The following is an 18,083-nucleotide window of genomic DNA, read 5'->3' as shown; positions in this document are numbered from 1 at the left end:
CGTGCGCCGCGCCCCTGGGCGCGGCGCCTCCAACCAAGACAATAACAAGGGATTGTCATGAAGAACGCTTTCCTTGCCTCGCTGGCCGGCATCGTGCTGGTTTTCGGCCAGGCACATGCCCGTGACAGCTACGATCACGTCCGCTTCGGCGTCGACGTGCCCTACGAGCCCATGCAGTACCGCACCCCAGCTGGCGAGTTGACCGGCTTCGACATCGACCTGGGTAATGCTTTGTGCGAACAGATGGGTATCACCTGCGAGTGGATCGAGCAGCAGTGGGACGGCATCATTCCCGGGCTGATGGCGCGCAACTACGACGCCATCATGTCCTCGATGACCATCAACGAGGAGCGCCGCGCTCAGGTGTTGTTCTCCGATGCGTACTTTACGCCGCCCTCGGCGTGGTTCGGCCCCGTCGATACCGATATCGAGATGCCCTCGGAGGAGAGCCTGGCCGGGCGCACCCTGGGCGTCCAGCGCGGCACCCTGCAGGACAGCTACGCCACCGACTTCTACGGCGACGTGGCCTCTGTACGCCGCTACTCGAGCGTGGACGACATGCTGCTGGACATGGAGTCGGGCCGTCTCGACCTGGTCTTCGTCAACTATCCGGTGGGCAAGACCACCCTGCTCGACAGCGAGCGGGGGGAGTATCGCGTGGTCGGCGAGATGATTCGCGAGCCCTACGAGTATTTCGGCGACGGTATCGCGATCGCCTTCCGCCCCCGCGATGAAGCCTTGGCGGAACGCTTCAACGAGGCGCTGGCCGCGCTCAAGGAAGACGGCACTTACGACGAGATCCACGACCGCTATTTCACGGACTAGGATCTTCAAGGACTCGATCTTCACGGAGTTGATCGCCGCTCCCCCGCCTTGGCCGGCAGCGGTCGAGGCGGGTGGTTGACAAGGCCCGCGACATCCAGGAAATTCGATGTTGTACGAAACGCATCAGGACACCGTCCATGATCGATTGCTTCCCACAGCCCATGTCTGAGGTTTATTGCTGTTACTTCGACAGCTTCTACCTCAGCGAGTGGTTCGACGAATAAGCCCCCTTCCCGCGGCCTTCCCGGTTGCATCGGCACGCTTGTGCCATCGACACGTCCTTGCCTGAACGGCAACGCTCGTGTGCCTTGTCGCGCTTGAAGCGCGACGACCCTGCCGTCTTCGGCAATCAAAACTCGTGAAAAACAACACCTTCCCAGGAGGAAGCCTCATGCGTGCTCTCAACGTGATTCTGGCTGCCACTCTGGCGGCCGGCCTGACCGCCGGTACCGCCCAGGCCCGCGACTATTCCGAAATCCGTCTGGGCGTCGACATACCCTACGAACCCTTCATGTACCGTCAGCCGGACGGTGAACTGACCGGCTTCGAGATCGAGCTGGGCAACGCCGTATGCGAGTACATGGAAGTCACCTGCACCTGGGTGGAGCAGGATTGGGACGGCATCATTCCCGGGCTCATGGCCCGTAACTACGATGCCATCATGTCGTCCATGGCCATCACCGAGGAGCGTGCCGAGCGCGTGCTCTTCTCCGAGCCCTACTACACCACCCCGAGCGCCTGGATCACCACGCGTGATCGCGACATCGACATCGAGGACCGCGATAGCCTCGCGGGGCTGGTGGTCGGCGTGCAGCGCGCCACGCTGCAGGACAATTATGTCAGCGAACTCTACGGCGATCTGGTGGAGATCCGTCGCTATACCAGCGCCGACGACGTCGTCACCGACATGCGTGCCGGTCGTCTCGACCTCACCTTCATGGACTACCCGGTGGCGGAAAACACCATGGGCATCGACACCTCGGGCAGCCATTTCAAGCGCATCAGCGGCTTCATCAAGGAGCCCGAGCACATCTTCGGCAAGGGTGTGGGCGTGGCCTTCCGTCAGCGCGACGAGGCCTTGGCCGAGCGCTTTAACGAGGCGCTGGCCGCGCTCAAGGAAAACGGCACCTATGATGAGATCATGGAGCGCTACTTCAACTACGACATCAAGCTGTAACCCATAGCGTCATTCTCCGCGAACGCCGGCTGCTGCCGGCGTTCGCCTTCACGAGGAGCCGGAATGCTGACCCTGCTGAAGAATGCCCAGCTGCATGCGCCACGCAGCCTGGGGCTCTGCCATCTGCTGATCGCCGACACACGCATCGCCGCCGTGGTGCCGGCCGACCAGCCACTGCCTGCCGCCGGCCCCGCCATCGAGGAGATCGATCTGGCGGGGCGTCGGGTCATCCCCGGCCTGGTCGACCCGCTGGTACACTTCATCGGCGGCGGCGGCGAGGGCGGCTTCGGCACGCGCACCGCCGAGCTGACCCTCGAGGACGCGCTGGCATCCGGCGTCACCACCCTGGTCGGCGCGCTGGGCACCGACGCCCTGACCCGCACGCCGGCCAACCTGCTGGGCAAGGCCCGCGAGCTGGCCGCCGGCGGTCTCACCACCTACTGCTATACCGGCTCCTATCAGCTGCCGCCGGTGACACTGACCGGCTCGGTGGGCAGCGACATCTTGTTCATTCCCGAATTCATCGGCGTGGGCGAGGTGGCGATCAGCGATCATCGCGGCTCGCAGCCCTCCGCCTTCGAACTGGCGCGCCTGGCCTCAGAAGCCCGCACCGCCGGCATGCTGGCGGGCAAGTCGGGCATCGTCTTCATCCATACCGGCGATGCTCCAACGCACCTGGAGCCGCTGCGCGGGGCAGCCCGCCACAGCGCCATTCCGCTCGCCCAGTTCCTGCCGACCCACATTAACCGTACCCCGGCGCTGTTCGAGGACGGCCTGCGCTTCGCCCGTGAAGGCGGGCGCATCGACTTCACCACCAGCACCACTGCAGAGCTGCTGGCCGGGGGCGAAGTGCCCGCCGCCGAGGCCGTGGCCCGTGCCCTGGAGGCCCGCGTCGAGCCGTCACGTATCACACTCTCCTCCGACGCCAATGCCTCGCTGCCGCGCTTCGACGCCGAGCGCCGCTTCATCGGGCTCGAACCCGGCCGCCTCGCCAGCCTGTTCGAGGTCGTCGGCGAATGCATCGAGAAGCACGGCGTGCCGCTGGAGCATGCCGTCGGTGCCGCCAGCACTCACGCCGCCGACGCCCTCAAGCTCACCGCCAAGGGACGCCTCGAGCCCGGCCGTGACGCCGACCTGCTGGTATTGAGCGATGGCGAGTGGGCCATCGACGAGGTGTGGGCCTTGGGCCGGCGGGTGTATCGACGCGGCTAGCCGCGCCGTATCAGGATTCCGCGTCCGGCGAAGAAACGCTCGAACACCGCTGGCGCGAGGCGGGCGTCCGCCTGATTCGCTCCGGGCAAACCGGAGGGATTGTGGAAGCGCAGACGCCCGCTCTCGTCGCGGCCGAAGAGATAGACCAGGTGGCCGCCCCGCTGCGGCGGGTCCTGCTCGGGGGTGCGAATCGATGGGTGCACCGAGGCGATGACGCGATGCCCCTCGTCCAACCATCCGGCCAACCGCTCGGCCTCGACGTGCTCCACGACCTCGGCCTGCAGCGCGTGACGCTCCCTCAGCAGTTGCACCAGGGGCCGGTAGTAAAGGCCCTTGATGCTCGCCTGCGAAACCACGTAACCGCCGACCTCCCGGCATCTTTCGAGCAGCTCGAACAGGGTCGCCCGCTCTCCACACAGCTCCTCGAGCAGCATCTTGGTGCAGGCCATGCCACAGATGTGCGAGGCCCAGCGCGCGTACGCTTCAGCGCTGGGTGCACCGGACTCGGCCCAGCGGGGATCGTCGGCAGCGTGCAGGCGTCCGGCCAGCAGGTCGGGAATACGCTCGCTGGAAGCCCATTGGGAGTAGTACGCAGGAACATCCCTATTCGACATCGGTGTCTCTCGATCAATGGCCCTTGTGGGGGCCCGGTACGTGACTCGGCTCACATGACTCGGCGAGCCTTTCCGCCACCGGCTGGGCCAGCTCCTGGAGGATGCCGCAGTGGCTGGAGTCGGTCTCGCCGTTGCAGCGCGAGCGCAGGGTGACGAGAGCCTCACGCAGCGCCTGAAGCTGCTCAATGCGCGCCTCGACGTGAGCCAGATGCTCGTCGATCAAGCCGTTCACCGCGTTGCACGGCTGCCGCGGACGGTCGTGATAGTCGAGCAGGGTGCGGATCTCCTCCAGCGTCATGTCCAGCGTGCGACAGTGACGAATGAAGCGCAGCCGCTCGGCATGGGGCTCCGCATAGAGGCGATAGTTGCCGCTGGAGCGGGCGGGCTCGGGCAGCAGCCCCTCACGCTCGTAGTAGCGGATGGTTTCCACCGCGCAGCCGATGCGGGTGGCCAGCTCACCGATTTTCATACCAAGCCTCGCATGTACTTCGGAAACACTCGAGAAATTGGCGCCCCTAACTTGACTCTGTAGCTACTACAGGGTGTGTCATCAGCCTATACGATGACACGGAGTCCTGCCATGACCGAACGCACCTGCTGCTCGAGCTGCACTGCGCCTGTTGCGCCAGCCGCACGGAAGAACGACCGGCTGCCGCCCGGCACGCAGTCGCTGCGCCTGCATATCGAAGCGATGGACTGCCCCACGGAAGAGGCGCTGCTGCGCCGGGCGCTGGGTGACACGCCGGGCATCGAGCGGCTCGATTTCGATCTGGTCAATCGCGTGCTGACGGTGCACCATCGCAATGTCACGGTAGAGGCCATCGAGCGCCGTATCGCCTCTACCGGCATGAGCGCGCGGCGCCACGATCCAGCCCAGCGCACGCCGACGGCCAGCAGCACGGAGAACTGGTGGAAGCTGGGCGCCGCCGCGATGCTGGCCCTGGCTGCCGAAGTCAGTCACTGGCTGGAACTGGCCGAGCCGTGGCTGGCCGCCGCACTGGCGCTGACGGCCATCGCCCTGGTCGGCCTGCCGACCTGGAAGAAAGGCTTCATCGCCCTGCGCCACCGCACGCTCAACATCAATGCGCTGATGAGCGTGGCGGTAACCGGCGCGCTGCTGATCGGCCAGTGGGCCGAGGCGGCCATGGTACTGGTGCTGTTTACCCTGGCCGAGCGCATCGAGGCGCGCTCGCTGGGTCGGGCGCGCAACGCCATTCGCGAGCTGCTCACGCTGGCCCCGGAGAGCGCCAGTGTGCGCCAGGCCGACGGGAGCTTTCTCAGCGTGGCAGCCAGCGAAGTCGCCGTAGGCAGCCTGGTGCGGGTGCGCCCCGGCGAGCGCCTGGCGCTGGACGGCAGCGTGACCGAGGGCCACCCGGCGCTGGACGAATCGCCCATCACCGGTGAGAGCCTGCCGGTGGACAAGGCCCCCGGCGCGACCGTGTTCGCCGGCAGCGTCAACCAGGGCAGCGAGTTTCTCTACCACACGACGCGTTCGGCAAGCGACACTACCCTGGCACGCATCATCCACACCGTGGAGCAGGCCCAGGCCAGCCGCGCCCCTACCCAGCGCTTCATCGACCGCTTCGCCGCCGTCTATACCCCGGCGGTATTCGCCGTCGCCCTGCTGGTAGGGCTCACCTGGCCGTGGCTGTTCGGCATCAGCTGGTTCGACGGCATCTACCGCGCCCTGGTGCTGCTGGTGATCGCCTGCCCCTGCGCACTGGTGATCTCCACCCCGGTCACCGTGGTCAGCGGTCTGGCTGCCGCCGCCCGCGCGGGCATCCTGGTCAAAGGCGGCAACTTCCTGGAGCAGGGCCATCGCCTGGTCGCCATCGCCTTCGACAAGACCGGCACCCTGACCCAGGGACGCCCCTCACAGCGGGCTTGGCACCCGCTCGAAGGCGCGCTGGACATGATCGCCCGAGAGCGCCTGCGAGCGCTGGCAGCAGGCCTCGCCGGGCGCTCCTCGCATCCGGTATCGGCGGCCCTGGCCCGCGCTGCTGAGGCCGATGGCATCACACCGCTGGAAGTCAGCGACGTGCGCGAGCTGCCCGGCCGCGGCGTGGTGGCAAGCCACGACGGACGTACGCTATGGCTCGGCAACCGCCGCCTGATGCAGCAGTTCGCCGCGCTGGACGAACCCCTCGACGCGCACCTCGCCGAACACGAGGCCCGCGGCGAGACACTGGTGATCCTCGGGGAAGAGGCGCGTCCGCTGGCGCTGTTCGCCGTCGGCGACCCGCTGCGTGAAGAGAGCCGCGAGGCCATCGAGGCGCTGCACCGGCTGGGCGTGACCACGCTGATGCTCAGCGGCGATACCCCGGCCAGCGTGGCGGCGGTGGCGGCCCAGGCCGGCATCGACGAGGCCCACGGCGCCCTGCTGCCGGAGGACAAGCTGGCAATGATCGAAGCGCGTGCTCAGCAGGGGCCGGTGGGCATGGTGGGCGATGGCATCAACGACGCCCCGGCGCTGGCCCGTGCCGACATCGGCTTCGCCATGGGTGCGCTGGGCAGCGATGCCGCCATCGAGACCGCCGACGTGGCACTGATGGACGACGACCCGCGCCGCCTGGCCGACTTCCTGTGCCTCTCGCGGGATACGCACAGGGTGCTGATGCAGAACATTGCCATCGCCCTGGGCCTCAAGGCGGTGTTCATGGTGCTCGCCTTCACCGGCCACGCCACCCTGTGGATGGCGGTATTCGCCGATATGGGCGCCAGCCTGATCGTAGTAGCCAACGGCCTGCGCCTGTTGCGCCATGGCAGGCGGCCAGGCGTTGACAAGCCGCAGCGTGAACTCAGGCATGATGAGACCACCGCGGGCAACACGCTGCACTGAGGGCTGTCATGAGGGAGTCATCGCAACACGCCGAGGTATTGGTCATCGGCGCAGGTATCGTCGGCCTGGCCTGCGCCTGGCACCTGCAGCGGCGAGGCTTCGAGGTCACCCTGCTGGACCCCGAGCCGCCGGGCTCCGCCGCCTCCTACGGCAATGCCGGACTCATGGCCAACTTCGCCATCGAGCCACTGGCCCAGCCCGCCATCTGGCGGCAGGCCCCGGGGCTTCTGCTATCGCCGCACTCGCCCTTTCACCTGCGCTGGCGACACCTGCCCGGGCTCGCCCCATGGCTGTGGCGCTTCATGCAGCGCGCCAACCGACGCAGTGCCGCCCAAGCCACCCAGATCCTGAGTGAGCTGCTGACGCCTTCGGTAAATGACTGGCTGGCCATCTTCGACGATCTGGAAGACAACGGCACCCTTTTGCAGCAGCGGGGCAGCCTGTGCTTCTATCTCAGCGCCAAGGGCTGGCGCGAGGCCCAGGCCGAGCTCGCCGAACGCGAGCGCTTCGGCATCACCCAGCAACGCCTCGACGCCAGGGCCCTGGCGGAGCTGGAACCGGCCCTCGCGGGCCGTGCCCAGGGCGGCATCCTGTTTCCCGACGCCTGCCATGTCAGCGACCCGCTGACGCTGGCCCAGCGGCTGGCCGAACGCCTGCAACGCCGCGGCGTAAACTTGGTACGCACCAAGGCACTGGGGCTCGAATCCCGCGCTGGCCGTATCGACGTCGCTACCGATCAGGGCTCCTGGCAGGCCGAGAAGGTGGTCGTCGCCGCGGGCACCTGGTCGCGACCGCTGGCGCTGGCCGCCGGCGACCGCATCCCGCTGATCTCCGAGCGCGGCTATCACTTGGAGTTCCGCACTGCCAGGGAGCTGGTCAGCCGACCCTGTAGTCCCGGGGAGTATGCCTTCTATCTCACCCCGATGCAGGGCCGCCTGCGCATCGCCGGCACCGTGGAGCTGGGTCACAACGACGACCCGATCAATCCCCGACGGCTCGACTACATTCGCCGTCACGCAGAGAGCTTGTTCGGCCCCCTCGGCGAGCCGAGCCACGCCTGGCTGGGCCTGCGCCCTTCGCTGCCCGACTCGCTGCCGGTGATCGGCCCCGCGTCAGCCCTGCCCGGCGTGAGCTATGCCTTCGGCCACGGCCACCTGGGGCTGACCCTGGCCGCCACCACCGGAAGGCTGCTGGCAGCCAGCCTCAAAGGCGAAGCGCCCGGCTGGTTGGCCGCCTGCAGCGCCGGGCGTTTTCGCTGAATCAGGCCATTCGTTCTCAGCCCCGCTCCTCTATTGCGCGGCGCAGAAAGTTCAATATCCAGCGCGCCATCAGCGTATCGTCCACCGGAGCGGCCAGCGACGTTTCTCCCTCGCTCACCCGCTCGTCGCCCACCAGCTCTCGGCGCAGCGCCATCAGGTCGCGGGAATAGGCCTTGGTGAATTCGGGGTGACCCTGCACGCCGAGGAAGTGCTCGCCGATCTGCATCAGGTAGTGGGGGCAGAAGTCGCTGCCGCCCACGATGGTGGCCTCGGGTGGCAGGACCTCGACCTGGTCTTGATGGCTGACCAGCAGGTCGATGCCCGCCTGCCATGGTTCCATCCACGACGCCCGCGTGGTGACGCGGTTGAACGACATGCCCACGCCCCAGCCCCGCTCGCTCTTGACCACCTCGCCGCCCAGCGCCTTGGCCATCAGCTGATGACCGAAGCAGATGCCCACCAGCGGCTTGCCGGCCCGCCACAGCTCGCGGACGAAGTCGCACAGCACATCGACCCAGGCCAGCCCGTCGTTGACGCCATGCTTGGAACCGGTGGTCATCCAGGCATCCACGGCATCGATATCGTCGGGGATTTCGCCGTCCAGGCAGCGCCAGACGCGAAACTCGAGCGTGGGATCGACCCGCTGGAACAGGGCCGCGAACATCTCCGGGTAGTTGCCGTGGGCCTCGCGCAGCTCCGGCGCCACGTCATCGCACTGCAGTAACCCGATGCGCATCGATCACTCTCCTGTCATGTCACCGTCCCTGGCGGCCCGGCCTGGGGCCGCGGCACTGCCAGACGAATCTCTTGGGCTTCGCCCGAAGGCGTTCAGGACGCAGCCTACAGTCGGCCCTCCACGGCAGCAACGAAGATGCCCCGATACTCGTCGGCGTCGAAGGCGACCGGGTTGGTACCCGACGATGGGTCTGCCACCGCCATGCGCCCTACCTTGTCGGCCTGGCGCGTATCGATGCCGAGCTCCGCCAGGGTGTGCGGGATGCCGAGCCGCTGGCGCAGGCCGAGCACCCACTCGATCACCGCTGCCGTACCCGGCTGATCCAGATTGAGATAGCGCCCCAGGCGCACCATGGGCTCGCCGATGGCCCGCTCATTGGCGCGCAGCACGTAGGGCATCAGTACCGCATTCAAGGTGCCGTGATGGGCGTCGTAGAGCGCCCCGAGCGGATGCGCCAGGGCGTGCATGGCGCCCAGGCCGCGCTGGAAGGCGGTGGCGCCCATGCTGGAGGCGACCAGCATGTTCATGCGCGCCTCGAGGTCGCTGCCATCGCTGTAGGCGCGCTGCAGGTAGAGGTCGATACGGCGCATGCCCTCCACCGCGATGCCCTCGGCCATGGGGTGATAGAGCGGCGAACACCACGCCTCCATGCAGTGCGACAGTGCATCCATGCCGGTGGCGGCGGTGACCGCCGGCGGCAGCCCTACGCTGAGCTCGGGGTCGAGGATCACCGTGGCCGGTACCATGCCGGGGTGGAAGATGATGCGCTTGACGTGCTCCGCCTCGTCGGTGATCACCGAGGCGCGCCCCACCTCGGAGCCGGTACCGGCGGTGGTGGGCACGGCAACGACGGGGGCGATGGCTCGGGGGTCGGCGTTCTTCCAGTTGTCGCCGATATCCTCCAACGACCACAGCGACAGCCCCTCGCGCTGGTTGGCCATCAGCGCCACCGCCTTGGCGGCATCCAGCCCCGAGCCGCCGCCGAAGGCGATCACGCCGTCGTGACTGCCGTTGCGGAAGGCATCGATGCCGTCGAGCACGTTGCGCCCGGTGGGGTTGCCCTTGATCTGGCTGAACACGGCGGTGCGCAGGCCGGCATCCTGGCACGCCTGCACGCAGGCCTGCACCATCGGCAGCGCTGCCAGGCCGGGGTCGGTGACCAGCAGCGGCGCGCCCATGCCCAGCGCCTTGCACGTCGCGGGCAGGTCGCGGATGCGCCCGGCCCCGGTGAGGATGTTCGAGGGGTAGTTCCAGCCCATGGTGAAGTGATCGATATTGTGGTTCATGGCGTTCTCCTGGGCCGGCTCAGGCGTGTTTGAGGTGGAACGACTTGGGTCGAGTCAGCGTCTCGTAGCCGACACGGGACAGCGAACAGCCGCGCCCCGACCGCTTGACGCCGGTCCAGGCTAGCTCCGGATCGAGGTAGTCGCAGCGGTTGGTGAAGACGGTGCCGGCCTGCAGACGCCGGGCAATGGCCTCGCCTGTCGCCAGGTCGCGGGTGTAGACCGCCGCGGTGAGGCCGAAGTCGCTGTCGTTCATCAGCCGCACGGCCTCGTCGTCGTCCGCCACCGGCATGATGCCGACCACCGGACCGAAGCTCTCTTCATGCATCACCCGCATCGAATGATCGACCTCGGTCAGCACCTGCGGCGCCAGGTAGGCGCTGCCCGGCCGCGACAGCGGATAGTCGCCAGGGTCGATCCAGGCCCTGGCGCCGGCGGCCACCGCCTCCTCGATCTGGCCGCGCACGAAGTCCGCCGCCGCCGGACGCACCAGCGGCCCCAGGGTGGTGTCGGGGTCAGAGGGATTGCCGAGTCGCAGCTGGCGCACCCAGGCCACCGCGCGCTCGACGAAGTCGTCGTAGATCGAGGAGTGCACGTAGATGCGCTCGATGCCGCAGCAGCTCTGCCCCGAGTTGAAGAAGGCGCCGTCCATCACCCCGGGCACCGCCTCGTCCAGGTTGACATCGGCGCGGAGGTAGGCCGGGTCCTTGCCGCCTAGCTCCAGGCCGGTGGCGATGAAGCGCCCGGCGGCGTTGCGCTCGACCATCGCCCCGCCGGCCACCGAGCCGGTGAAGGAGACGTGGGCGATGCGGGCGTCGCGAATCACCGCCTCGGCGGCATCATGGGAAAGGTGCAAGTGCTGGAACACACCCGCCGGCAGCCCGGCCTCGTCGAAGGCCTGCTGGATGCGCTCGGCGCACAGCGGGGTCTGGGCGGAGTGCTTGAGGATCACTGTGTTGCCGGCCATGATCGCCGGCACCACGGCATTCACCGCGGTCATGAAGGGGAAGTTCCAGGGCGCGACGATGAACGACACCCCCAGCGGCTCGCGGGTGATGTAGCGGGTGAAGCCCGGCCTGTCGGCCAGGCGGATCGGCGCCAGGGCCTCCTCAGCCATGGCGATCATGCTGCGCGCCCGGTCCTCGAAGCCGCCGATCTCGCCGCCGGCCACGGCAATCGGCCGGCCCATCTGCCAGGTCAGCTCCAGCGCCAGCTCGTCGCGCCGGGCGACGAAGGCATCGACCATCCTCGAACACAGCCGCGCGCGCTCGGCGAGGCTCGTCTCGCGCCAGGGCTGCTGCGCCGTTACCGCCCGCTCCAGTACCGCCTCGACCCGTGCCGGATCGGCCAGCTCCCGCTCGACGTAGACGGAGCCGTCGACCGGAGAAATCGTCTTCTGTATGCCCACTTGGCGTACTCCTGCTATCAAATCCGTTTCATCAACCCTTTCGGGGCCGAGCGAACGGCGTCAGAACAAGGCGGAGCAACGAGAAATCGCGGAGTTGGCTGTAGCCAATGAGCAGATTTCGAGGCGCTCCAACGCAGTGCTGGCGTCGTGCAGCCGGCCCAACCTCATATGATTTCGAAATAGCGGTCTAACTCCCAATCGGTAATATGGCGACGGAACTGGCGCTCTTCCCATTCACGGGTGGCCGCGAAGTGCTCGACGAAGGCATCGCCGAACAGGCTGCGCGCCGCGTCGGAAGCCTTCAAGCGCTGGGCGGCCTCCCACAGCGTGCGCGACAGCGCCTGATGCTCTGGGTGAGCCAGCTCGTAGGAGTTGCCGGTCACCATCTCGTCGGGCTCGAGCTGGTGCTCGATGCCGTAGAGGCCCGAGCCGATCGCCGCGGCCAGCGCCAGGTAAGGGTTGGCGTCAGCGCTGCCCAGGCGGTATTCGACCCGCTGCGACTTGGCACTGCCGGGAATCACCCGCAGTGCGGTGGTGCGGTTCTCCACCCCCCAGGTGGCATCGGTGGGCGCCCAGAAGCCGGGGATCAGGCGGGTGTAGCTGTTCACCGTGGGGGCGAACATGGCCAGGAATTCCGGCATCAGCTGCTGCTGGCCGGCGACGAAGTGGCGCTGGATGTCGCTCATGCCATGGGGCTTGTCGGCATCGAAGAAGGCCGATTCGCCGCTGTCGGTGCGATTCAGCGAGAGGTGGATGTGGCCGCTCTGGCCGGGGTAGTCCGGCGACCACTTGGCCATGAAGGTGGCCATCAACCCGCGTCGCTGCGCCCACACCTTGGTGAAGGTCTTGAACAGCGCGCCCTTGTCGCCGGCGGCCAACGCCTCGTCGACGCGGATCGCCGCCTCCAGCACGCCGGGGCCGGTCTCGGTGTGCAGCCCCTCGATGGGGAAGTCCATCGCTTCGGCCATGGCCAGCAGCTCGTGGTAGAGCTCGCCGTGCACCGAGCTTCTGAGCATCGAGTAGCCCATCATGTCCGGCGTGAAGGGCTTGAGGTTGCGAAAGCCCTTCTCGCGCACCGACTCGGGGGTCTCGTGGAACAGGAAGAACTCGTACTCCAGCGCGCCGCAGGCGGTAAAGCCCATCTCCTCGGCCTTGGCCAGCACCCGGCGCAGCAGCCCGCGGGGGCAGATCTCCCCGGCCGGGCCGATGAACTCGGCCAGGAACAGCAGCATGTCGCCCTCACAGGGCAGCTCGCGGCAGCTCTCGGGAATCAGCCGCAGCGCGGCGTCGGGGTAGCCAGTGTGCCAGCCGGTGTACTTCACGTTGTCGTAGAGCTCGTCCTTGCTGTCCCAGCCCAGCACCACGTCGCAGAAGGCGAAGCCTTCGCTCAGGGCGTGGAAGAACTTGTCGCGGCGCATGTACTTGCCGACCATCACGCCGTCGATGTCGAACATGCCTACCTTGACGTGGCTCAGCCCGCGCTGCTCGACGATACGCCGGGCGTCGTCGGCGTTTCTTACGTCTCTTGCCTGGAGTCGGCTCATCTTGGCTTCCTCACGCCTCTTGTCGTTGTCGTTATCGCTCGTTGCTTCGGTACTTCAGGCGGGGCGGGCACCAGGGCACCCGCCCCCTACCCTCAACCATAGCGGTAAGGCGGGCCCGCCTGCTGCATGGTCTGACGATAATCCTTGAGGATCTGCACCACCCGGGCGCTGCGCTCGCTCTCCTGAGCGATCTCGTCCCAGAAGGCCAGCGCCTCGTCCTCCAACTGCTGCCACTCCGATTCCGGTATCGAGGTCAGCTCCAGCTTGCCGCCGGTGGTGCGGTAGTGGGCCTCGCCCCACCAGTACCAGTGCTGGCGGTAGTAGTGGGAGCTGTCCATGCACAGCTTGAACAGGGTCTGCAGATGCTCGGGCACCTCGTTCCAGCGATCGGTGTTGGCGAAGTAGGAGCCGGCCCAGGCGCCGGAGATGTTGTTGGTCAGGTAGTAGTTGCTGACGTCGGCCCAGCCCACGGTGTAGGCCTCGGTGATGCCGGCCCAGGCGATGCCGTCGAGCTCGCGGGTCTGCATGGCGACCTCGATGTCCTCCCACGGCAGAGTCACCGGCACCACGCCGAAGCGGCTGAGGAAGCGCCCCGCGGTGGGGAAGGTGAACACGCGCTTGCCGCGCAGGTCCTCGAGGCTGCGGATCGGGTCGCGGGTGACGAAGTTGCAGGGGTCCCAGGCGCCGGAGCCGAGCCAGGTGACCCCGGGGATCTCGCCGTAGGCCTCCTCCCAGATCTCCTTGAGCCCGTAGTGATGGAACAGCGCCGGCACGTCGAGGCTGTAGCGCGAGGCGAAGGGGAAGTAGCCGCCGAACACCGAGACGTCCACCGGGGCGTTGATCGAGTCGTCGTCGCTCTGCACGGCATCGATGGTGCCGCGCTGCATGGCGCGGAACAGCTCGCCGGTGGGCACCAGCTGGTCGGCATAGTAGAGCTCGATTTCCATCTCGCCGTTGGCGGCCTTGTTGAAGGCGTCGATGGAGGGCTTGATCACGTGGGCGGCCAGCGCCGGGCCGGCATAGGTCTGCAGGCGCCAGCGGATCGGCCGGCGCTGGGCATGCACGTAGGGCGCCGCAAGGGTCGAGGCCCCTACGGTGGCGGCGGTGGCCAGGCCCGCCTTCTTTAGGAAATCGCGACGGTTGGTCATCTCTCTTCTCCTGCTTTTCTGCTTGTTGTGGAAACTGCGGGAAGAAATCGTGGGAAGAAACGCACTGCTCGTTCGTCGTGCCGGGTTCACCTCCAGGGTCAGTAGCCGCGATAAAGATGCGGCAGCCACAGCGCCAGCTGCGGGAAGATGGTGATCAGCGCCAGCCCGATCAGCATGATGCCGACGAAGGGCCAGACGCTGCGGTAGATGTCGCCGAGCGACACCTCCGGCGGCGCCATGGCGCGCATCAGGAACAGGTTGTAGCCGAACGGCGGGGTCATGTAGGCGATCTGCACGGTGATGGTGTAGAGCACGCCGTACCAGATGGGGTCGAAGCCGAGACTGATCACCAGCGGCACGTAGAGCGGCGCCACGATCACCAGCATGGCGGTGTCGTCGAGGAACATGCCGAGCAGGATGTAGGAGAGCTGCATCATCACCAGTATCTGCCACGGGCTCATGCCGACCCGGTCGAGGAAGACGTTCTCGATGGCGCGCACCGCGCCCAGGCCGTCGAACACCGCGCCGAAGCAGAGCGCCGCCAGGATGATCCACATGAACATGCAGCTGATGCCCAGGGTCTTGCGCACGGTGCTCTCGATCACCTTCCAGGTGAGGCGGCGCTTGATCAGCGCCGCCAGGGTTGCCGACACCGCCCCCACCGCCGAGCTCTCCACCAGGCTGGTCACGCCCATCAAGAACAGCCCGGTCATGAAGAAGAAGATCAGCAGCGGCAGGATGCCGGCGCGCAGCAGCTTGAGCTTCTCGCCCAGGCTCATCTGGCGCTCCTCGGCGGGCAGCGCCGGCCCCAGATGCGGCTGCAGGTGACAGCGAATGACGATATAGAGTACGAACAGCCCGGCGAGGATAAGCCCCGGAATGGCCCCGGCCAGCCATAGCTGGCTGACCGGCTGGCGCGCGATCATGCCGTAGAGCACCAGCACCACGCTGGGCGGCACCAGTATGCCCAAGGAGCTGCCGGCCTGGATCACCCCGGTGACCATCACCTTGTCATAGCCCCGCCGCAGTAGCTCCGGCAGGGCGATGGTGGCGCCGATGGCCATGCCCGCCACGCTCAGGCCATTCATCGCCGAGACCACCACCATCAGCCCGATGGTACCCACGGCAAGACCGCCCTTGAGCGAGCCCATCCAGACGTGGAACATCTCGTAGAGTTCGCCGGCGATGCCCGACTCGGAGAGCATGTAGCCCATGTAGATGAACAGTGGCAGGGTCAGCAGCGGGTACCAGTTCATCAGCTGAATGGCGGCGCTGAACGGCATCTCCACCCCACCCTGACCCCACAGCAGCAGCGCCGCGGTGGCGCCGACGAAACCGATCACGCCGAACACCCGCTGCCCGGTGAGCAGCAGCAGCATCATGGTGGAGAACATCAGCAGAGCGATCATCTCGTAGCTCATTCGCCCGCCCCTTTCTCCACGGCACCATACGTTCGGTCCAGGGGGACGCCGCGCGCACGGGCGATGTCCTTGAACAGGGTCGAGACGCTCTGCAGCAGCATGAGGAACACGCCGAAGGTCATCACGATCTTGATCGGCGCCAGCCGTGGCGCCCAGGCGGAGTAGCTCTTCTCGCCGTAGCGCAGGGCGTACTCGGTGCTGGAAATGCCGCCAAACAGCAGCGCACCGAGAAAGACGATGAGCAGCATGATGGTAAGTGCATCGACCCAGGCGCGAGTGCGGTCGGACCAGCGTGAGTAGAACAGGTCCATGCGCACGTGGGCGCCCATCTGCATGGCGTAGGCGCCGCCCAACAGGTAGTAGGAGGACATCAGGAACTGCGAGACCTCGATGCTCCAGATCAGCGGGCTGTTGAAGGCGGTACGTGCCACCGAGGCGTAGAGCAGCACACCGATCATCACGAAGATCATGAACATGACGATGCGTCCCACCACCCGGTTGAACGCATCCACCCAGCGCACGTAGAGCATTATTGTTCTTGGCATCGTCCGGCACCGATCCTGGTTTCGTCCCGTATCGATGCAGTCTTTGCGCATGTAACGAAAAGGCGCAAAGAGCATCGGCAATCGGGACGACGGCACTATGGGTAAAATCGATAGTGCCCCGTGACGCAGCAGACGCGACGGCCGATGCACGCGTTCGACGCAACGCAGCGATTCGCTCACGCAGGCATTTGTGCACTTAGGGCTGGACGGAAACCTCGGGCGCCAGCCAGGGCAGCACCCGCTCCAGTTGGGTACGGAAACGCTGCTCCAACAGGCGACGGCTGTCGCGGGCCAGCAGCGCTGGCAGCTCACCCAGCTCGTCGCGCCTCGCCACCAGGGTCAGTTCCCGGGTCAGCGGCGCCAGCGGTAGCGGCGCCACGGTGACCTGCAGGCTGTCGAGTCCGGCCTGATAGAGACACAGCGGCGTGGTGATGGTCCAGCCCGCGCCGGCACTGACCAGGCGCAGCACGGCGAAGGTGTTGTCGAGATGCAGCCGGGCCGGCAGCTCCAGCTGATTAAGGCGCAGATGACGCTCGATGGCCTGTCCGATCAGCGACTGCGGCGTATAGCGCACGAAGTCCAGATGACGGGCCAGCCAGCGCAGGTTGTCCAGCGGGCCGCTCCAACTGAGCGGCACCACCAGCACGAAGGGCTCGCGCAGCAGGGCGTGGCGCTCCAGGCCATCGTAGTTCTCCAGGCGGTCATCGGAAATGATGATATCCACATGGCGCGTGAGCAGGGAGTGGCCGTGCATGTGCGACAACCCCGTGGTCAGGGTATAGTCGCGGGTGTAGCGGCGGATCAGTTCGATCAGGGGCTGGCCCACGGCGGTGGCCAGCGAGTCGACCAGTGCCAGACGCACCTGATGCAGCTGACCGAAACCGCCGCTGACCAGTTCGCGGCGGGTGGTGCGTGCCTCGTCGAGCAGGCGCTTGGCACGGTCGTAGAAGAAGCGCCCTGCGCTGGTCGGCTCGAGGGGGCGGGTGTGGCGCTTGAACAGCGACACGCCCATGCTCTCCTCCAGATTGGCCAGACTCTGCGATACCGAGGACTGCTTGAGCCCCAGCCGCCGAGCCGCCGCACTCTGGCTGCCCTGCTCCAGGGTCTCGACGAAGATCTCCATGCTGCGAAGATCGAAACCGAAGCCGCTGCGCATTGCCTTGATTCTCCGTGCATTGCCCTGTTTCCAGTGGAACTCTGCCGGTGCGACTCGGTCACAGGGGATTGTTATAATGAGAGTTTCATTGCCGACAAGGAGGTCAGGATGACCGCACAGGCCGCTTCCAGCACGGCGCCGGATCGCCCCATCTCCACCTGGACGGGCTGGGGGCAGTGGCTGGCTCTTGCCACCATGACCGTCGATCACCTGACCCGCTACGTCTTCCCCAGTGCCTGGGAGCTCGGCTGGGCCGGCTCATCCATCGGCCGTATCGCCTTTCCGCTGTTCGCTGCCATGGTCGCCTGGCATGGTCTGTTCAATACCCGTAACCCGCTACGTTACGCACGGCGCATCCTGATCATCGGCATCGCTGCCCAACTGCCCTACATGATGATGCCGCGGGCCTCGGATGCCTTCATCCTCAATGTCTGCTTCACCCTGGCGCTGGGGCTGGCCTGGGGCGCCTGGCTACGCGATCTGCTCGCACGCCACCGCAGCGGCAGTCTGGGCAGCGTCTGGTTAGGGGCCGCAGTGGCCGCCACCCTGGCGCTCTGGTATCTGCTAGGCGGCTGGGTCGAATACGGCCACCGCGGCCTGCTGCTGATCCCCTTGTTCATGCTCGCCATGCATCATTTGCACGGTGCCGGGGAAGGCCTGGCCGAACGCCTGCAGGCGGTAGCGCTGGCGGCGCCGGTGCTGATCGTAGCGGGCCTGATGAACAGCTCCGACATGGCCAAGTCGTTCACCGTGGCCACCTGCCTCGCCGTGCTGTGGCTTGCCGCCGGTGCCCATCGCCTGACGCCCGACGTGCCCCTCGCCATGCCCCGTCGCCTATGGCTGACCTGGTATCCGGGCCACTTCGCCCTGATCGCACTGTGGCTCTGGGCCAGCGGCGCGCTGGGCTGAGCCGGCC

At 66.9% G+C, this 18,083-nt stretch carries 16 protein-coding genes; 6 read left to right on the top strand and 10 right to left on the bottom strand.

Annotated elements, in window-relative coordinates:
- The first annotated feature begins 57 nt into the window (after nucleotides 1–57).
- The 3 genes from HOP58_RS07370 to iadA all read left to right on the top strand — a co-directional run bounded on the left by HOP58_RS07370 (nucleotide 58) and on the right by iadA (nucleotide 3,214).
- On the top strand, nucleotides 58–825 hold the full coding sequence (locus tag HOP58_RS07370; RefSeq protein WP_010626889.1) for a transporter substrate-binding domain-containing protein: 768 nt from the start codon (nucleotides 58–60) through the stop codon (nucleotides 823–825).
- 391 nt (nucleotides 826–1,216) lie between these two features.
- Nucleotides 1,217–2,002, top strand: a complete 786-nt coding sequence (locus tag HOP58_RS07365) for a transporter substrate-binding domain-containing protein (RefSeq protein WP_234259970.1) — start codon at nucleotides 1,217–1,219, stop codon at nucleotides 2,000–2,002.
- Between the two features lie 63 nt (nucleotides 2,003–2,065).
- Entirely contained in the window at nucleotides 2,066–3,214 is a 1,149-nt protein-coding gene (gene iadA / locus HOP58_RS07360; RefSeq protein ID WP_234254444.1) for a beta-aspartyl-peptidase, read from the top strand.
- Here the strand turns inward: iadA and HOP58_RS07355 are convergent.
- Nucleotides 3,211–3,828 (bottom strand): C39 family peptidase, encoded by a 618-nt coding sequence (locus HOP58_RS07355; protein WP_234254443.1) that lies wholly within the window; start codon nucleotides 3,826–3,828, stop codon nucleotides 3,211–3,213. The genes iadA and HOP58_RS07355 overlap by 4 nt on opposite strands.
- Before the next feature lie 13 nt (nucleotides 3,829–3,841).
- Nucleotides 3,842–4,297, bottom strand: coding sequence for a Cd(II)/Pb(II)-responsive transcriptional regulator (gene cadR, locus HOP58_RS07350; RefSeq protein WP_234254442.1), 456 nt, complete (start codon nucleotides 4,295–4,297; stop codon nucleotides 3,842–3,844).
- Between the two features lie 111 nt (nucleotides 4,298–4,408).
- On the opposite strand from cadR, the gene HOP58_RS07345 reads away from it, so the two are divergent.
- Both HOP58_RS07345 and HOP58_RS07340 read left to right on the top strand, forming a co-directional pair.
- Nucleotides 4,409–6,667 (top strand): heavy metal translocating P-type ATPase, encoded by a 2,259-nt coding sequence (locus HOP58_RS07345; protein WP_234259969.1) that lies wholly within the window; start codon nucleotides 4,409–4,411, stop codon nucleotides 6,665–6,667.
- Between the two features lie 8 nt (nucleotides 6,668–6,675).
- Nucleotides 6,676–7,926, top strand: coding sequence for an FAD-dependent oxidoreductase (locus tag HOP58_RS07340; protein WP_026037931.1), 1,251 nt, complete (start codon nucleotides 6,676–6,678; stop codon nucleotides 7,924–7,926).
- A gap of 16 nt (nucleotides 7,927–7,942) precedes the next feature.
- On the opposite strand, the gene HOP58_RS07335 is transcribed toward HOP58_RS07340, so the two are convergent.
- The 8 genes from HOP58_RS07335 to HOP58_RS07300 all read right to left on the bottom strand — a co-directional run bounded on the left by HOP58_RS07335 (nucleotide 7,943) and on the right by HOP58_RS07300 (nucleotide 17,167).
- Complete coding sequence (locus tag HOP58_RS07335; protein WP_010626884.1) at nucleotides 7,943–8,662, bottom strand: GMP synthase; 720 nt, start codon at nucleotides 8,660–8,662, stop codon at nucleotides 7,943–7,945.
- 104 nt (nucleotides 8,663–8,766) lie between these two features.
- Nucleotides 8,767–9,948, bottom strand: coding sequence for an iron-containing alcohol dehydrogenase (locus HOP58_RS07330; RefSeq protein ID WP_234259968.1), 1,182 nt, complete (start codon nucleotides 9,946–9,948; stop codon nucleotides 8,767–8,769).
- Nucleotides 9,949–9,967: 19 nt separating this feature from the next.
- The gene (locus HOP58_RS07325; protein WP_234254440.1) at nucleotides 9,968–11,353 is read right to left on the bottom strand and encodes an aldehyde dehydrogenase family protein; all 1,386 of its coding nucleotides are present in this window, start codon (nucleotides 11,351–11,353) and stop codon (nucleotides 9,968–9,970) included.
- A 164-nt stretch (nucleotides 11,354–11,517) separates the two neighbouring features.
- Nucleotides 11,518–12,897: a glutamine synthetase gene (locus HOP58_RS07320; protein ID WP_234254439.1), complete on the bottom strand. Its 1,380-nt coding sequence runs from the start codon at nucleotides 12,895–12,897 to the stop codon at nucleotides 11,518–11,520.
- Between the two features lie 92 nt (nucleotides 12,898–12,989).
- Entirely contained in the window at nucleotides 12,990–14,045 is a 1,056-nt protein-coding gene (locus tag HOP58_RS07315) for a twin-arginine translocation signal domain-containing protein (RefSeq protein WP_234254438.1), read from the bottom strand.
- A 98-nt stretch (nucleotides 14,046–14,143) separates the two neighbouring features.
- On the bottom strand, nucleotides 14,144–15,466 hold the full coding sequence (locus HOP58_RS07310; RefSeq protein WP_234254437.1) for a TRAP transporter large permease subunit: 1,323 nt from the start codon (nucleotides 15,464–15,466) through the stop codon (nucleotides 14,144–14,146).
- Complete coding sequence (locus HOP58_RS07305) at nucleotides 15,463–16,011, bottom strand: TRAP transporter small permease subunit (protein WP_234254436.1); 549 nt, start codon at nucleotides 16,009–16,011, stop codon at nucleotides 15,463–15,465. Before HOP58_RS07305 ends, HOP58_RS07310 begins: the two co-directional genes overlap by 4 nt.
- 196 nt (nucleotides 16,012–16,207) lie before the next feature.
- Entirely contained in the window at nucleotides 16,208–17,167 is a 960-nt protein-coding gene (locus HOP58_RS07300; protein ID WP_234259967.1) for a LysR family transcriptional regulator, read from the bottom strand.
- Nucleotides 17,168–17,275: 108 nt separating this feature from the next.
- On the opposite strand from HOP58_RS07300, the gene HOP58_RS07295 reads away from it, so the two are divergent.
- The gene (locus tag HOP58_RS07295; RefSeq protein WP_234259966.1) at nucleotides 17,276–18,076 is read left to right on the top strand and encodes a TraX family protein; all 801 of its coding nucleotides are present in this window, start codon (nucleotides 17,276–17,278) and stop codon (nucleotides 18,074–18,076) included.
- The last annotated feature ends 7 nt before the right edge of the window (nucleotides 18,077–18,083 follow it).

Origin of the sequence: Halomonas sp. MCCC 1A11062 (genome assembly GCF_021404355.1) — a bacterium.
Lineage (GTDB): Bacteria > Pseudomonadota > Gammaproteobacteria > Pseudomonadales > Halomonadaceae > Halomonas > Halomonas aerodenitrificans.
The sequence above is the reverse complement of the archived record's forward strand: the minus strand, read 5'-3'. Positions and strand labels throughout refer to the sequence as shown.

Bases quoted from the DNA above. Each gene is read 5' to 3' on its own strand.
- HOP58_RS07370 (WP_010626889.1), top strand. From the start codon at position 58: ATGAAGAACGCTTTCCTTGCCTCGCTGGCCGGCATCGTGCTGGTTTTC.
- HOP58_RS07365 (WP_234259970.1), top strand. From the start codon at position 1,217: ATGCGTGCTCTCAACGTGATTCTGGCTGCCACTCTGGCGGCCGGCCTG.
- iadA (WP_234254444.1), top strand. From the start codon at position 2,066: ATGCTGACCCTGCTGAAGAATGCCCAGCTGCATGCGCCACGCAGCCTG.
- HOP58_RS07355 (WP_234254443.1), bottom strand. From the start codon at position 3,828: ATGTCGAATAGGGATGTTCCTGCGTACTACTCCCAATGGGCTTCCAGC.
- cadR (WP_234254442.1), bottom strand. From the start codon at position 4,297: ATGAAAATCGGTGAGCTGGCCACCCGCATCGGCTGCGCGGTGGAAACC.
- HOP58_RS07345 (WP_234259969.1), top strand. From the start codon at position 4,409: ATGACCGAACGCACCTGCTGCTCGAGCTGCACTGCGCCTGTTGCGCCA.
- HOP58_RS07340 (WP_026037931.1), top strand. From the start codon at position 6,676: ATGAGGGAGTCATCGCAACACGCCGAGGTATTGGTCATCGGCGCAGGT.
- HOP58_RS07335 (WP_010626884.1), bottom strand. From the start codon at position 8,662: ATGCGCATCGGGTTACTGCAGTGCGATGACGTGGCGCCGGAGCTGCGC.
- HOP58_RS07330 (WP_234259968.1), bottom strand. From the start codon at position 9,948: ATGAACCACAATATCGATCACTTCACCATGGGCTGGAACTACCCCTCG.
- HOP58_RS07320 (WP_234254439.1), bottom strand. From the start codon at position 12,897: ATGAGCCGACTCCAGGCAAGAGACGTAAGAAACGCCGACGACGCCCGG.
- HOP58_RS07315 (WP_234254438.1), bottom strand. From the start codon at position 14,045: ATGACCAACCGTCGCGATTTCCTAAAGAAGGCGGGCCTGGCCACCGCC.
- HOP58_RS07310 (WP_234254437.1), bottom strand. From the start codon at position 15,466: ATGAGCTACGAGATGATCGCTCTGCTGATGTTCTCCACCATGATGCTG.
- HOP58_RS07305 (WP_234254436.1), bottom strand. From the start codon at position 16,011: ATGCCAAGAACAATAATGCTCTACGTGCGCTGGGTGGATGCGTTCAAC.
- HOP58_RS07300 (WP_234259967.1), bottom strand. From the start codon at position 17,167: ATGCGCAGCGGCTTCGGTTTCGATCTTCGCAGCATGGAGATCTTCGTC.
- HOP58_RS07295 (WP_234259966.1), top strand. From the start codon at position 17,276: ATGACCGCACAGGCCGCTTCCAGCACGGCGCCGGATCGCCCCATCTCC.